This is a genomic window from Actinomadura terrae (assembly GCF_022751215.1).
Classification (GTDB): Bacteria; Actinomycetota; Actinomycetes; order Streptosporangiales; family Streptosporangiaceae; genus Spirillospora; species Spirillospora terrae.
The window spans coordinates 687353-702996 of the sequence record NZ_JAICDG010000003.1 but is presented as its reverse complement, the minus strand read 5'-3'; the positions used below and the strand labels follow the sequence as shown (position 1 = coordinate 702996).

The 15644-nt window shown below is 72.0% G+C and carries 12 protein-coding genes; 5 read left to right on the top strand and 7 right to left on the bottom strand.

Annotation, left to right across the window (positions count from 1 at the left end; all coding sequences use genetic code 11):
* Positions 1–81: 81 nt before the first annotated feature.
* A complete protein-coding gene (locus tag K2F47_RS22940) occupies positions 82–858 on the bottom strand; it encodes an IclR family transcriptional regulator domain-containing protein (RefSeq protein WP_242906962.1) in 777 nt (258 codons plus the stop codon).
* A gap of 119 nt (positions 859–977) precedes the next feature.
* On the opposite strand from K2F47_RS22940, the gene K2F47_RS22935 reads away from it, so the two are divergent.
* The gene (locus tag K2F47_RS22935) at positions 978–1631 is read left to right on the top strand and encodes a hypothetical protein (RefSeq protein WP_242906960.1); all 654 of its coding nucleotides are present in this window, start codon (positions 978–980) and stop codon (positions 1629–1631) included.
* A gap of 24 nt (positions 1632–1655) precedes the next feature.
* The gene (locus K2F47_RS22930) at positions 1656–2219 is read left to right on the top strand and encodes a carboxymuconolactone decarboxylase family protein (protein WP_242906958.1); all 564 of its coding nucleotides are present in this window, start codon (positions 1656–1658) and stop codon (positions 2217–2219) included.
* A 3-nt stretch (positions 2220–2222) separates the two neighbouring features.
* On the opposite strand, the gene K2F47_RS22925 is transcribed toward K2F47_RS22930, so the two are convergent.
* The 4 genes from K2F47_RS22925 to K2F47_RS22910 all read right to left on the bottom strand — a co-directional run bounded on the left by K2F47_RS22925 (position 2223) and on the right by K2F47_RS22910 (position 11535).
* Positions 2223–2621, bottom strand: coding sequence for a hypothetical protein (locus K2F47_RS22925; RefSeq protein WP_242906956.1), 399 nt, complete (start codon positions 2619–2621; stop codon positions 2223–2225).
* A gap of 184 nt (positions 2622–2805) precedes the next feature.
* Positions 2806–3912, bottom strand: a complete 1107-nt coding sequence (locus K2F47_RS22920; protein WP_308198445.1) for an McrC family protein — start codon at positions 3910–3912, stop codon at positions 2806–2808.
* Positions 3913–4004: 92 nt separating this feature from the next.
* On the bottom strand, positions 4005–6065 hold the full coding sequence (locus K2F47_RS41470) for an AAA family ATPase (RefSeq protein ID WP_242906955.1): 2061 nt from the start codon (positions 6063–6065) through the stop codon (positions 4005–4007).
* 67 nt (positions 6066–6132) lie between these two features.
* On the bottom strand, positions 6133–11535 hold the full coding sequence (locus K2F47_RS22910; RefSeq protein ID WP_242906953.1) for an NB-ARC domain-containing protein: 5403 nt from the start codon (positions 11533–11535) through the stop codon (positions 6133–6135).
* A gap of 216 nt (positions 11536–11751) precedes the next feature.
* On the opposite strand from K2F47_RS22910, the gene K2F47_RS41465 reads away from it, so the two are divergent.
* Entirely contained in the window at positions 11752–12651 is a 900-nt protein-coding gene (locus K2F47_RS41465) for an S-4TM family putative pore-forming effector (RefSeq protein WP_242906951.1), read from the top strand.
* Here the strand turns inward: K2F47_RS41465 and K2F47_RS22900 are convergent.
* Positions 12648–13199 carry an SUKH-4 family immunity protein gene (locus K2F47_RS22900; protein ID WP_242906949.1) on the bottom strand — a complete coding sequence of 184 codons (552 nt, stop codon included), beginning with the start codon at positions 13197–13199 and terminating at the stop codon, positions 12648–12650. The two genes, K2F47_RS41465 and K2F47_RS22900, sit on opposite strands and share 4 nt — an antisense overlap.
* Entirely contained in the window at positions 13196–13621 is a 426-nt protein-coding gene (locus tag K2F47_RS22895; protein ID WP_242906948.1) for an ATP-binding protein, read from the bottom strand. Before K2F47_RS22895 ends, K2F47_RS22900 begins: the two co-directional genes overlap by 4 nt.
* A gap of 307 nt (positions 13622–13928) precedes the next feature.
* Between K2F47_RS22895 and K2F47_RS22890 the strand changes: the two genes are divergently transcribed.
* Complete coding sequence (locus K2F47_RS22890; RefSeq protein ID WP_242906947.1) at positions 13929–15248, top strand: hypothetical protein; 1320 nt, start codon at positions 13929–13931, stop codon at positions 15246–15248.
* A 30-nt stretch (positions 15249–15278) separates the two neighbouring features.
* Entirely contained in the window at positions 15279–15623 is a 345-nt protein-coding gene (locus K2F47_RS22885; RefSeq protein ID WP_242906946.1) for a hypothetical protein, read from the top strand.
* Positions 15624–15644 lie beyond the last annotated feature (21 nt).

Sequence of the window (15644 nt, the reverse complement as noted above, 5' to 3'; positions counted from 1 at the left end):
AGATGGCGAGTGTGACCGACCTCTCCGACCAGGTCAAGAGGCGAGTGTGCGACGGCGGCGTTGAGGATTCGTGGGAGCGGTTCAGGGGGCGGGGACGAAGCCGATGTCGCGGGAGATCGCGTCCGCCGTCCGGAGCAGCAGCGGGACCTGGTGCTCGCGCAGCTCGTCCACCGACACCCGTCCCGCGTTGGCCGAGACGTTGATGGCCGCGATCACGGCGCCGGTCCCGTCGCGCACCGGCGCCGCCGCCGAGCGCACGCCCTCCTCGCGCTCCCCGTCCACCAGCGCGTATCCGCGCTCCCGCACCCGGTCGAGCTCCTTCTCCAGCTCGCCGGGGTCGGTGATCGTGTGCGGGGTGAGCGGCTCCAGCCGGATCGCGGCGAGGTGCTCGCGCAGCGCGTCCGGCGGCAGCGCGGCCAGCAGCACGCGCCCCATCGACGTGGGGTAGGCGGGCAGCCGCGAGCCGACGTTGAGCACGATCGACATGCTCCGGTTCGCGGGGACGCGGGCGACGTAGACGATCTCCCCGCCGTCCAGCGTGGCGGCCGAGCACGACTCGCGCACCTCGTCGGCCAGCCGCCGCATGTGCGGCTGTGCCCGGTCCCAGATCGGAAGCGACGCGAGGTAGCCGTACCCGAGCCGCAGCACGCGCGGCAGCAGCCGGAACCGGCGGTCGTCCACCTCGGCGAAACCGAGCCGGACGCAGGTCAGAAGGATGCGCCGCGCGGTCGCGCGGGACAGCCCGGTCAGCTCGGCGGCCTCGCTGACGGTCAGCGACGGATGCTCCGCCGAGAACGTCTCCAGCACGCGGAACGCCTTCTCGACCGAGTCGATCACATCGGGGTCCTGCCTTGACATCCCTGACTCCCGCCCTCAAAGTATTCTACTGACGTACACATGTTCGTCAGTAGAACAAACCTACCCGCTGCCGACCGCTCCCGGCACGGGAACGCACCGACCGATCGGGAGGGTCCACCGTGGCGGAAGGCCTGCTCTACGTCCTGTCGCAGCCGCGCGACGGCGGCGAGGCGGCGTTCCACGACTGGTACGACGCCGAACACGGCCCCGCCAGGCTCGCCCTGCCCGGCGTCCACCGAGGTCACCGGTACCGCGCGGCCGACGGCGCGACGCCGTCCTGGCTCGCATGGTACGACCTGGACCTCGCCGTCCTCCACACGTCCCGCTACCGCGACCTGCGCGAACACCGCAGCGACCGGGAGCGGTCGGTGATCGCCGCGCTGGAGGTCTTCGAGCGCCGCGTCTACCGCCTGCTGGACGAGCACGGAACCCCCGCCGCCGCACCCCCGCCCCTCCTGCTGGCACGCTCCCTCACGGTCGAACCCGGCCACGCCGCCGACCTCGACGACTGGTACGCGCGCGAGCACGTCCCCGCCCTGCTCGCGATCCCGGGCTGGCGCCGCGTCCGCCGCTTCGCCCTCGAAGACGGGGACGCGCCGCGCCTGCTCACCCTGCACGAGATCGACGACCCCTCGGTGTTCGACACCGAGCCCTACCGCGCCGCGACGAGCACACCGTGGCGCACAAAGATCATGCGGCACGCTCTCGCCGACGAACGCCGCCTGTTCGCCCACCACTCCACCTTCGGCGCACCCGCCGGAAACACCCGCTGAACCACACACACCCGGGGGACATGAATGCCAGCCCGCGTCGACGCGCTCCGCCCCGCGGACCTCACCGACGAGCAACGCGCGCTCTACGATCGGCTGCTCGACAGCGCCCGCGCCACCGGCCCGCGCCCGTTCCCGCTCGCCGACGACGAGGGCCGCCTGCGCGGCCCCTTCAACGGCATGCTGCTCAGCCCGGACCTCGGCGACGCCCTGCAAGAACTCGGCAACGCCGTCCGCTACCGCACCGGCTTCACCGCCCGGCAGAAGGAACTGGCGATCCTCACCGTCGCCGCGCACGAGCACTCCGAATACGAATGGGCCGTCCACGCCCACGCGGCACAGCGGGCGGGGCTGACCGAGGAGCAGATCGAGGCCGTCCGCGCGGGCACCGCATGCCCGCTGGACGACCCGTCCGAGACCGCCGTCCTCGCCGCCGCCCGCGAACTGGCCGCCACCGGCGACCTCACCGACACCGCCTTCGCCGAGGCCACCGCGTCCCTCGGCCTGAACCTCCTGTACGAGCTGGTCACCCTCGTCGGCTACTACCGCGTGATCGCCTTCCAGCTCCGCGTCCTGCGCGTCACCGACTGACCGTCACCGCGGGGTGGTCACCGTCCCCTCCGCCCACGTCCCCGCTCCCCGCACGTCCACGCTGACCGTGACCGCGTCCGCCCCGCCGTTCCGCCACACCGCCTTCTCCTCCCCCGCCACCAACGTCCCCCCGCCCACCTCGGCCCCGCCGACGAACACCGCGAACGAGACCGCCTCCCTGGACGAGCGGTCCCGAACCACGAGCCGCCGCCCCGCCGGCACGAGCACGTCCAGGCAGTACCGCCCACCCCCGGGCGCCCAGCACATGAACGACAACCCAGACTCGGCGCGCCCCGCCTGCCGCGGCCCCCGAGCCTGCGCGAGCGTCCCGACCGGCGTCGGCGGCGCGAACGCGATCGAAACGAACCCCGCCACCGCCGCCAGCAAGATCGTCCGGTTCATCACCCCTCCGCTCGCCCCCGCCATCCCTGGCCGACGAGCAGAAAGCTACGCCCAGCACCCGCCCCCGCACACACAGTGGCGAAAACCGGTACCCCGAATCCTGAAACCCGTGAGTAAGCCGCGCGCACGAGGACGAGGCGCGCGAGGGCTGACGGGGGTCCGACGCGGAGCTCAAGCGCCGCGTTCAGAACCTTCTCGTGAGAATCCGGTGCGCCAGATCCTCGACCTGGGCGAGAAGGTCACCGGACGGCAGCGAAAGGTCGAGCGCGCTCTCCACGATGCGCAGGTCCGGCGTCCCGACCACGTGGTGGGCGTAGGGGGCGCCCATTCCCTCCGCGTAGACGAGATGGCCGCGGTCCAGTCCCAGGACGGTGCAGTAGGCGAGGAGCTGGTAGAGGTCAGACTCGTGTTTGCCCGCAGACTCCTCGATCTTGTACTTCGCGTCCACCACGGCCTGCGGACGCCCGTCCACGGTGTAGTAGACGAGGTCGGGGCGCAGCGAGACCCGCCGGGCGTGGTCGAAGTGATGGCGGAGGTCCTGGAGCCGGACGGTCCCGCCGTGGGGACGCAGCGCCTCAGCGAGGGCGACGGTGAGGAAGTCCTCGAAGACCCGCCACATCTCCAGCATCAGGCCGTCCACCCGGACATGGGTACCGTCTTCGAGCTCGTAGGATGCGCCGCGCAGCACGAGCTCGGCGAGGCCGAGGGCGGTGTGGTAACGGGCGTTGAGCCTGGTCGGCGTCCAGCCGGGCACCGGCATGCCCGGGACGAGCCGCGTCACACCGTCGAGCCGGAGCAGCAGGCGCCGGAGCTGCTTGCGCGTGTCCGCCGGGACGCCCGGCAGGCGCAGCAGCCGGTGGGTCGCGGAGAGCAGGAGCCGGTTCTCGGGGATGTCAGTGGTGTAGTCGTCGTATCGCACCTCGACCGGCACCGGGAACCCGAACCGGCGCTGGATCTGCTCCTTCACGCGGACGCGGCCGCGCACGACCGGCAGCGCCTCCTCCGTCTCGCGGTATCCGAGCAGGACGCTCTGGCTCAGCGCGCGTTCGGCGGCCCGGGCGAAGGCATGGGCGAGCGCGGGCAGCAGTTCGGTCCGTTCGCCCGCGTCCACCTCCTCCTGCTTCCATCCACGCGGCTTTTGGGCATAGCCCAAGAGGAAGAAGAGACGATCAATGCGGATCTTCGGCTGAACGCGCACTTCGATCGGATCCCGGGCCGGCCCGGTCCGCGCGGCACCGACGAAACCGTTGTCGCATACCCGCCACAGCCCCGAATGCGGCCCCGGCGTCACGCGCACCAGTTTCCCGGCGGCTAAGGCACCGGCCTGCTCCGAGGTGAGCTCGTGCTCGGTCCAGGGTCCGTTCTCACGGAGGTGGACGACGGTCACGTGAGCCGCCTTCGCAGCGCGTCGAGACCATACTTCGCCTCGACGTCGGTACCGTCGCCGTAGTGGTGCTCCGCCAGCAGCGGCAGGATCTGGGTTCGCCAGACGCGTGCCAGGCCAACCTCGGTGGCGGCGCTCTCACGCATCAGGTAGGACGGGCCGATCTTGAAGTCACGGTCCTCGATGCGACGGTTGAGCTCGGCGAGCAGCCGCGCGGGCTCGTCGGTGAGCTCCTTCTTCCTGAGCCATTCGGCGAGCATGTCGCGGGTCGGCGGCTCGTCGGGATGGAGCTCGGTGAACCAGAAGCGCCGCCGCATGGCCGTGTCGATGAGGGCGATGGAGCGGTCGGCGGTGTTCATCGTGCCGATGATGAGGACGTTGCGCGGCAGCGTGAAACCGCGGTCCTCCTCCGGGGCGTACAGCAGGTTGACCGGCTCGTCGCGGTACTCCAGCAGGAAGTACAGCTCACCGAAGATCTTCGCGAGGTTGCCGCGGTTGATCTCGTCGATGATCAGGACATAGGGACGCCCCGGGTGGGCGAGGGCGGCGCTGACCAGCCTGCGGAACGGCCCGCGCACGAGGTCGAACGAGATCGTGCCGTCCTCGGCCTGCTTGGGACGGTAGCCCTCGAAGAAGTCCTCGTAGGAGTAGGCGGGATGGAACTGGACGAGCTGGACGCCCTCCGGCCGTCCCGAGGTCAGGTGCCGGGCGAGGTGGCGCGCCAGGTACGTCTTCCCGGTGCCGGGAGGTCCGTAGAAGATGAGCTGGGGACGTTCGCGGAGCTGTTCGACGCACTCCTGCAACCACTCGCGGTCGACCAGCAAGTCTCGCGCGAGTTCGTCGGTGGCGTCGGGCAGCCGCATCGGCTGCTCGACGACCTCGACGGGCTCTCCCAGCAGCTTCTCCAGTTCCGAGAGCGAGGAGGTGAGTTCGACGATCTCCGCGTCGGGGTTGCTCACCAGCGCGGAGAAGTCGTCGGGAAGGTCGTCGTAGTCGATCGGCCGATCCGGGTTGCGCCACCGCACGGCCCGCTGGAGGTTCGCGCGGTTGCCCACGCTGCTGACGAAGGACGGGCCGCCGGCGATCACTCCCAGATAGACCTTGCTGCCGTCGTTGGTGACGACGATGTCGTTCTCCCCCATGCGGGAGAGGAAGGCGTGGAACTCCCCGACGAGCCGCTCCTGGTCCTTGGTGCCGGTTCCGGAGTAGTCCTCCCGTACCGTCTCGGCGACCCGCTGCCGCGAGGCACCGGGCGGCAGGTCGCTCAACCGAGCCGCGGACAGGGAGCACACCTTCTCGGGGAGCCACACGTCCGTGATCAGGTCGCCGCTGGGAACGTTGGAGGCACGGACGAGCCAGGCGCGCCGCGCCCGCGCCTCATCGCCGGAGGCGACCTTCAATTGCAGGTCGGAAGGCACCATGCGGCGCTGCGGATCAGCCCGCCCGTCCGGGGAGGGAACCCCCTCCTCTTCCAGCAGGGCGAGCCACTCCGCTCGTTCGGGCCCGGTGAGATGTGCCTCGCGCGGAAGGGACCCATCGGCGGCGAGCAGCCTGTACCACCCCTCTGGGCGGGTTCCCAGAAGCACGCGGACGAGCGCGGCCGTCGTGATGCCCGTCTCCGACGCGATGTCCGCGATCGAGGCCCACCGGCCTTCCGGCAGCGCCTCCGCGTAACTAGTCGCGGTCTGGAAGCGGGCCTTGTTGCGATCCCAGTACCCGTAGGCCCGGTTCGCTTCGGCGAAGAACGCCGTGGCATCGGGGAACTCGGCGAGAGCGGCACGCCCCAGCCCGGTCGGATACCATTTCCGGCCACGCTTGCCCAGCCACCCGGCCTTCACCAGACTGATGCTCGCCCACTGCAACTCGGTATACGAGACGTCCTCCCAGCCGTCCCCTACCATTTCCCTCCAGCGCGACGCGAGGTCGGGAATCGCCTCGAAGAGCCGGGTGCGCAGGTCACCGTAGGCAACGCCCGCGGCGGGCGCATGCGGGGGGAGGTCCGTCAGGAGTCGCACGGCGACGAAGGCCATGTCCGCGGTGGTCTCGGCTCGACTGGTCACGTGATCGAGGCTGTCAGATACCCCCATGACATTCCAGTCATCTAGCGTTTTCTACTATTTCGAATTACTATGTCGTAATTTTGTATCGATAGACACCGGCGTCCCCTATCGCGCACAACTCGTGCGACCTTGGTATCCACGCGGCCCCTCGCAACGGACGCTCCGTCCTCATGGCGGTGACCCTCCGATGGTCGGCGTCCCACACGTCGATCGAGCCGTCCGCGACGACGGCGGCGAGCAGACGGCCGTCGTCGCTCACAGGGCAGGCCAGGACGCTCCCGGACGCCGGGAGCTCGCGAAGCAGGTTCCCCGCGGACGGATCCCAGAGGCGTGTCGCGCCGTCCCCGGCGCTGGCGATCCAGTCCCCTCCCGGAGCGACGGCACAGGAGCGGACCCCGTCATGGCGAAGGGTCAGTCGCGACGTCGCGCCGCGCACGTCCCATACGCGGACGGTCCCGTCGTCGGCTGCGGTCGCGAGCCAGGTGCCGTCCGGGGCGATTGCGCACGAACGCACCCAGCCGTGGTGGCCCGTCAACCGTGCGCGCTCCCGCCCTCCCGGCAGGCTCCAGAGGACCGTGGAGCCGTCGCCGCCGGACGTGGCGAGCCACGAGCCGTCCGGGGCGAAGGCACAGGACAGGACCGCCCCGGGATGCCGCAGGACGAGGCGGGCCGCGCCGGTGGACGGATCGTGGACCACGACGCGGCCGTCCTCACCGGCGATGGCCACGCCCCGCCCGTCAGGACTGATCGCGCAGGCGTTGTAGGCGACGGGACCGCCGGGTGGCAGATCGACACGTTCTCCGCTGCCGAGATCCAGCCGGTACGCACGACCGCCTCCTCCGACGCAGACAGCCCACCGGCCGTCCGGGGACACCGCGCAGTCACGGACGGCCGCCGCGTTGACATCGATGACCGTCCGGGTCCGGCCGGTGGCCACGTCCCAGATCCGGATCGTCTCGTCGCCGGCGGCGCTCGCGAGCCAGTCGTCGGTGCCACCGGACGCAAGCGCCCAGATCACTCCGGAATGCCCGGTCAGTTCGCGAAGGCCGGCCTCCTGCTCGACGTCCCACACACGGATGGACGGGTCGTAGCCCGCGCTCGCGGCCCAGCCGCCGCCGGGACTGACACAGCAGGCGTTGAGCCACGCCTCGTGTCCTTCCAGCACGGCCCGCTCCCGGCGGGCGGCCACATCCCAGAACCGGACGCGGTGGTCGTTGCCGCCGGTGGCCACCCAGGTCCCGTCGGGCCCGGCCGCGCACGCCAGCGTCGTCCCGCGGTGCCCGGGAAGTTCCGCGCGCGGGACGCCGGACGACGGATCCCACAGGCGCAGCAGCGAGTCGTCCCCGACGGTCGCGAGCCAGTCGCCGTCCGGCGAGAGGGCGCACGACCAGATCGCCACACCCGGGTGGCCGAACTCGCGCAGGAGGTGCCCGGAGGCGACCTTCCAGACCCGGATCACCCCGTCCGAGGCGACGCTGACGAGCCATGACCCGTCGGGACCGAAGGCGCAGTCACGGACGGCCGCGCCGTGCCCGCTGAGGATCCCCAACGCCGTGCCGGTCGCGGGCGCCCACAACCGGATCAGCCGGTCGTCGCCGCCGGTTGCGACGCGCGCGCCGTCGCGGCTCACCGCGCAGCACCGGACGGTCGAGTCATGTCCCGAGAGGGCGCGCAGGAGCCGCCCGTCGTTCACGTCCCAGAGCCGGACGCCGCCGTCGGTGCTCCCGGTGACCAGCCGGTCCTGCGCCGGGAACGCGGCGCAGGCGCGGACGACGGCGCGCCTCGGCTGCTCGGGGGCCGGCGCGTCGAGGGCGCGGCGGACGTCCCAGGTGCGGATCGTGCGATCCTCTCCGACGGTGACGAGCCACGCGCCGTCCTCGCTGACGGCGCAGCCGCGGACGGCCGCGTCGTGTCCGGTCAGGACGGCCAGCGCGCGGCCGGTGGCGGCGTCCCAGAGCCGGACCGTGCCGTCGCCACCGCCGCTGACGATGAGGGTGTCATCAGGGCTGATCGCGCAGCAGCGCACCGACCCGCGGTGGCCCGTCATGGTGAGCTCGGGGCCGCCCGGCCGGATCGGGCTGCGCCGCAGGACGCCGTCTCCCCCGGAACTGGCGGCCCAGGTGCCGTCCCGGCTGGCGGCACAGGACCGGACGGCGCCCGCGTGCGCGCCGACGACGGCGAGGGAGCGGCCGTTTTCGGCGTCCCACACGCGGACCGTACCGTCACCGCCGGCGCTGACCACCGTCCGTCCGTCGCCGCCGATGGCGCAGCCGCGGACGGCGCCGGTGTGGCCCGCGAGCCTGAGTCGCTCGCCGCCGGTCGCGGCGTCCCACAGCCGCACGAGATGGTCGTCGCCGGCGCTCGCGAGCCAGGTGCCGTCGGGGCTGACGGCGCACCGCCGGACGACCCCCCGGTGGCCGGCCAGGACGGCGCGCTCGGTCCCGGTGGTGAGGTCCCACAGCCGGACGGTGCCGTCGTCGCCGGTCGTCGCGGCCCACGTGCCGTCCGGGGCGATCGCGCAAGACAGGACCGGCCCGGCGTGCCCGTCGAGGACGTGCAGGAGCCGCCCCGTCACCATGTCCCAGACACGGACGGCGTCGTCGCCGGCGGTGACGAGCCGCTCTCCGTCCAGGCTCAGCGCGCACGCGCCGAGCGGCGCGGTGTGGCCGTGAATGATACGGCGGAGCGCGGGATGGGGAAGGTCGGGCGGCGGCCACACCGCCTCGATCCGCCGACCCGGAGGAGGCTCCGCTCCGAGCCCCGCGATCCGGCCGAGCCTGCTGAGGAGGATGTCGCCCACGGCGTGCGGCGGGTCGGTGGCGGCGAGGAGGTGCGAGGAGCGCTGCAACCCCCACAGCAGTTCCCGCGCGACCGGGCCGGCACCGAGGGCGAGGTCCGCCTCCACCGGCACCGGTCCGAGCAGCCGAAGCTTCGCGGTGACATAGCGGACGTCGGTGACGAGCGCCGCGAGTTCGTCGCGCAGCCCGGCCTCCGCGAGATGGTAGGGGAGGGACCGCCAGAGGTAGGCCAAGTCGTCCGGCAGCGTCCACCATGCGGTCGCTCCGCCGGCGCTGTTCTCCGTCCACGTTCTCATAGCGTCCAGAAACGCCTTGTTGTGCGCGACCAGCCTCTCCTGCCCGGTGCGGGCACGTAGGTAGGCGCGGACCACGTCGTGAAGGCGCACGGTCGAGGACGTTCCGGGGAGGGCGGGGTGACGCCCCTTCGCGGGAGACGGGCCCGCGCCTTGGCGGAGCGACACCAGCGAGAGGTCGGCGAACGTCCGGCACAGGTGGGCGGTCTCCGCGGCGTCGAGGCCGCCGGTCACGTGCCAGTACGGTTCGAGGACGCGGAGGGGGATCTCGGTGTCCTCACTGAAGATCGACAGTTCGAGGAGGCGGTCGAGGCGCTCGCTGGGAAGGCGGGCGAGCCCGACCTCCATCGTGGCGCGCACCGCGAAACGGCGGTCGTCGGCACTGGTCAGGTCGAGTGCGGACGGACCGCCGGCCCGTAACCGCGCCACGACCTCGCGGGCGGCGTCGGCCTCGGCGGCACCGTCCCTGACCGCCTGCCGGACCGCCCGGTTGACGAGCGACAGCAGCAGCGGCCAGCGGCCGGTCATCCGCAGCAGGTCCTCCAGGTCACGGGCCCCCAACCCGGGGAGGCCGGTGGTCAGCAGGTCGGCGGCCTCGGCGGGCTCCATCTGCCCGACCGCGACGGCGCGGGCCTCCTGCGGGATCACGGCCCTGTTCCTGGTGGTGACGAGGCGGACGCAGCGCGGCGCACCGTAGAGGAAGGGCCGGAGCTGCGCCGCGGTCCACACGTCGTCGACGACCAGCAGCATCGCCCGGTCGCCGATGACGCGGCCGAGGTGGTCGCCGGCGACCTCCGGCACCGCGAACGTCGGACGGTGCCCGCCCACCAGCTCCGCCAGATCGTTGATCTTGGCCGCGAGGTCGGCGCCGGCGAGCTGCTCCCCGACGTCCACCCACAGGACGCCGTCCGGGAAGAGCTGTGCGACCTCCTCGCGACGGCACACCTGCTGGGCGAGAACCGTCTTGCCGAACCCGCCCGTCCCCTCCAGGACCGCGCCGACCTCGACGACGTTGCGCGCCGGCTCCCGCAACACCGCGATGACCTGCTCGATCAGCTCCATCCGCTCGATCACCGGCCCAGGGTAGGGCGGCAACATGATCAATGTGTCCGGCACCGGCGGCGCGTCGTCGCGCCCGGTCCGGGATGTGGCGCCGTGCCCGGCTCGTCGCCCGGCACCGTCGACCGGGGGCGGTTCGACGCCGGGCGCGTAGTGCGGCGGAACGAGATCGTTCGCGGCGGCGAACGCGGACGCGGCGCCGGCGGCGAGCCGGACGAACCACCAGCGGCCGGCCGCGCCGGCGTTGTCGTAGGTACTGTGCACCAGCGCGTGGGCGGTCACCGAGAGCAGGTACTGGGCCCGCCACTCGTCGCCGAGGGACCCGGCGAAGGCCATCCCCGGTTCGTAGATCGCCCAGACGGCATCGGCGTAGGCGGCGGGCAGCAGCGCCGGGAAGGCACGCCGTGGCGAGACCACGTGCCGAAGCAGTTCCTCGGCCTGGTCCTCAGGCAGGGCACCGACGACCGGGAGCAGGGCCGACAGCATCAGCGTGACCGGGTCACGGGTGAGCGGGGCGTCCGGCGCGTAGGCCGACAGATCGATGAACCGCAGTTCGGAGAGCCGGGACCGCCGGCCCGTGGACACGGGCGCCAGAACGTTCGCGAGGTGCAGATCTCCGTGAGCGTGGCCCTGAAGGTAGTCGATCTGGAGACCGGCGATGACCGAGTCCGGGCCGAGCAGGTGGATCGGGTTGGGGGCGACGCCACCGGTTCCCATGGAGATCCAGGCGCTGTCCCTGTCCGACAGGCCGACCTCGTCCAACCAGGTGTCGTCGTTCGCGGAGTGGCAGGTCTCGGCCCGCAGGTAGGCGTCGGCGTCGGCGCACGCCAGCAGCGGCCCGGCCCCGTTCCATTCGTCGAGGACGACCCGGGTCGTCCGGCGGAGCAGGACCGGGCGCCGTTCGGCACCGAGGAGGCTGAGCGGCGCGATCTCCTCCAGGCGGCCGGCGATCCGCTGGAACATCAGGGAGCGGCCGTCGCCGATCGGGTGCGGCGCGTACGGCTGGCGTACCAGGTGCCGTTCGGCGAACGCGGGATGCGACTGCCACGCGTGCTCGTGCCGCCGCGTCTCCTCCTCCGACAGCGCGCGCGGGCACACCTTGACGATGAGCTTCTCCGGCCGCCGCGCGGCGGCCGGCTCGGCCGACCCGAGGATGACGGCGGCGAGGAGGGCTCCGGAGTGCCCCGCACCTCGCCAGGGGCGACGCGGTACGGTGACCGTCCGGTTGAGGCTCCGCGCCCAGCGCCGGAGCGCACGGGCGGTCGCCCGGTCGAAGCTCGCCTCAAGGTCGTCGGCCGTCGTCCGCGACGCGGTTCCCACCGGCCCTCCACAGGGCGAGATCACGAGGCGGGCACCGACCTCCGCCTCCGGGCAGGGCGGCGTGGAGGCACCCCGAACCTGCCGACCCAGCCCGCTCCCTACCCATATCCGAGATCCACAGCACATGTTGTGTTGCGTGACGCATTCGCGTACGTCCCGCCATGGTGTCCTGGGGAGCGACCATGGGCATGGGGACATCCATCTCCGGAGGCCACGGTGCCCGAAGGGAGACCTACGCTCAGGGAGCGTCAGAACGATCCCGCGCTCCTCGCACTGCTGCGCGCCATGTCGGTGTCGCATGCCCGGGTCCGGAGGCTGAACGCCCTGCGGATGGCCGCCGCGATGGCGATGGCGGCGCTGGGCCTCCTCGCCTCGTTCACCGGCAGCCTCCCCTGGGTGAGCGTCCTGGGGGCGCTCTGGGCCCTGGCGTACTCGGCCGGGGCGTCCTTCTGGGCGGACGGCGAACTGCGCAGGGCCGCGCTGCTCCAGGAGATGTTCGACGTGCGGCTGTTCCTGATCCCCTGGAACCGCGTCATCGCCGGGGACGAGGTGCCCGCGCACGAGGTGAGCCGGCTGAACCGCAGGTTCCGTGGCGACGACGGGCCGTTGCGCGACTACTACGAGATCCCGGATCTGCCGAGGCCGTTCGATGTCCTCGGCTGCCAGCACCAGAACCTCGGCTGGGGCGCCCGCGTCCGGCGCCGGTACGCCACGACCGTGGCGGGCGCCACCGCGGGATGGGCGGCGATGGGCCTGCTCGTCGGCGTGGCCGCCGACCTCGGCCTGACCGAGCTGGTCCTGCGCTGGTACCTGCCGTCCCTCGGCGTGCTGCTCCTGGGCATCGACACCCAGCGCGGCCAGCGGATGATCGCAGACGAACGGGAGCGGGTGCTGCGCCTCGTCCACGAGCACCTCGCCCGGACCACCGGCAGGGCCGGCCCCGCCCGGACGCGCGACCTGCTGACGCTGGCGCGGCAGGTCCAGGACGCGGTCTACCGCACACGTGTCGCCCAGTCGCGCGTCCCGAACTGGTTCTTCTCCCGGTTCCGGGCCCGCGACCGCCAGGACTTCCAGGAATCCATGAGAGAGCTGGCGGCCGCCCTGCCGGGTGCCTAGCCCCCCGCGCGGTAGCGCTCGTACTTGCCGACCAGCGTCTCGAAGGGCATCAGCGGCCAGCGGCTGAGGACACCGGTAAAGCGGTCCACGACCAGCAGGCAGGTGCCTCCGGCCGCCATCTCGACGGGACGGGCGACGAACCCGGCGGGGAACTCCTCGACCGCCAGCGGCACCGGACGACCATCGTGGCGGAGGCAGGCGTCCGCGCGGCGCCATGCCTCCGCGCGGTCGACTGCCACCGGCCGCACCGAGTAGGCGGCGAGGACGTGGTCGACGCCCCGCAGCGTCTGGCAGTCGGGGGTGCCGCAGCCGAGGCAGATCTCGCGGCCGTAGGAGTCGTCGCGGGGGCGGTGCGCCGCGAGCACGCGCGTCATCGCGGCGCCGCAGGCGAGCGCCTGGCCGACGAACTTCCGGCTGCGCGGGTCGAGCCGTCCGCCTTCCACGAGGACGGCGTCGATCGCGTGCGCGTCCGCGCGCATCGCGATCGTCATCGCGCTGTGCACACCCCGGCTGATCTCGGTGTGCCTCCGGCCGACCGGCAGCCTCACGCGGCGCCCTCCGCCGCGAACACGGCGGTGACCGTGCGGCCGTCGCGGTTGCCGTGCCAGCCCCAACTCCGGGCCGTGAGCGAGACGGTGCGCAGCCCGCGCCCGGTCTCGGCCGACTCGTCCGCGTCGACGAGGGCGGGCTCATCCGGCCCGCCCTGGTCGGCGACCGCCATCACGATCGTGTCGCCGCACCAGGCGACCTCGACGGCGAACGTCCCGCCGTCCAGGCCGGACCTCGTGTGCCGGATCGCGTTGACGGCGAGTTCGTCGGCCGCGAGCAGCACGTCGTCGAGGTGGGGACAGCCCGCCAGCAGGCATCCGACGAACCGCCGGACCGCGCGGGCCTGCTCGGGGCCGCCGGGGAAGGTTCGCCGCCAGCACAGCGGCACGGACTCTCTTGCCAGGAGCATCACCGGTGACATCGGAACCACCTCTGATCATGTCGGGAACGACATTGCGGATCTGTCGAGCCACTCCTTGTCCACGAGGCAAGCGTCACAGCCGGTCGCGCCCTGAACACGAAGAACCAGAATTCAGATGGCCCGGAGAGGCATTCGGCACAAGCGTCAACCGCACACGCCGACGTCGCACATCGCACTCCCGCACGTGCGGACCTCTTCGGGTAAATCCCGCGGTCGCCCGCCGCGTCTCCCTGGTAGCCCGTCGCTTCTGCTCCCACATCCGGTTCCCGAACACGCGGCGAGCGGCAGATGATCGAAGGATGTGGCGATGGTGACGGGGCGATACCGGTCGATCTTTCACACGGGGCCGCGAGCCGACGAGGCGTTTCCGGCGGCGGAACAACAACTGCGCGGGTGGCTCGGCGAGAAGGGCCTCGACCAGGACGCGTTCGACCGCGGCATGCCGAAGGTCGGCCCGGCGGGACAGGCCCTGCTCGTCCTCGCCCGCAACGCGATGGACGGCACGCAGACGAAGCGGTGGCAGCTCCGCGAGCCGAATGACCGCGGCGCTTGGGTGTCCACGCTCACGGTGCACGCGCTCGGAAAGGCACGCGATCAGGCCCGTAGCTGGTTCTGGCTGGACGTCGAGTTCCTCGGCTCCCCTGCGAACGGGTCCCAGGAACAAGAGCCCGCACAGGCGCCACAGGCCGGAGTCCCCCGGCTCGCCCGCGCCCTGCTCGACGCGGTCGACGCCCGCGACTCCCTGGCCCACATGCGGGCGACGCCGATCCTTGTCCGTCCCCCGGACGTCGACGCGCTCATTGAGACGATCTGCGATCCGGACCGCCGGACGCCCGCGCTCATCGCGAGCGCCAGTTCGCGGCACGACTTCCACGACTGGCGCGCGATGATCGCCAAGTCGATGCGGAACGCCGCCGGCCTGGCGAGCCTCTACCTGCTCGGCCCCCACGCCACGGACCAGTTCAACGACGAGGTCGGCGACTCCCATGGGGTCTGGGGCGGTGCCGTCCGCACCTACCTGCCGGGCGCCGACCCCGCGAGCGCGGAGGATGCACTCCGCCACCGCGTCCAGTCAGCGCCCCGCATTGAGGACAACCAGGGCCGCGCCAGGGCGCTCCTCGCGGGCCTGCCGCGCCGCCTGAGCGCGGAGGCTCGCCTCCCCCGTCCGCTCACCGGACTCAGCAGGGCACTGCTCGCCAACGAGTCTCCCCAGGAAAGACCCGAACTCGCCCCATCGGTCGACGTGGAAAAGGCCACAGAATCCTTCCGCGTCGAAAGGGACCACCTCCAGAGCACCCTGGACGCGGCACTGGAGCTGGTCGCAGAGGCGGAACGGACCGAGGAACTCCTCGCGCACCGCAACGAGGAGCTGAACGCTCTCACGGCCGAGTTCGACCGGGTCAACCAGCGCGCCGAGTCACTTGAGGACCAGGTGCGGGCGCTGCGAAGGCGCCTCGTCGAGGTCGGACGGAGTACCGAGGCATACGCCCCGGCCGACGAGCAGACAATCCTGCCCACCTCCTTCGAGGAGCTTTTGGAGCGTATCGACGGCCTGGAGCGGATCGACTTCAGCGGCGACCGCGACCACCCACGTGGCATGGACATCATGCCGGCCGCGTCGTCCTGAGCGCAGTGCGCCTGGCAGGCCGTGCTCGCCATGAACGACTACGCGGAGGCGAGCGCGGCCGGGCGGGTCACCGGCGACTTCGCCAACTGGTGCAAGCGCCCCGAGCCCGGCGCCCACGCGATCAGCGCGGGCAAGATCGGCCCGGACGAGTCGGAGACCGTGAGAAACAACCCGAAGATGCGCCGGGAACGGTTGCTGCCCGTCCCGCCCGAGGTGGACCCCGACCGAACGGCGTACATGTGGGCCCACGTGCGCCTGGGCGGTGGCGCGGGGATGAGCGCGCCCCGGATGCACTACCTCGACGACGTCAAGAACACGGGGAAGATCTACATCGGCTACCTGGGCAGCCGCCTCACCATCAAGTCCACGAACTGACTCACACCGCCGACCACTCAA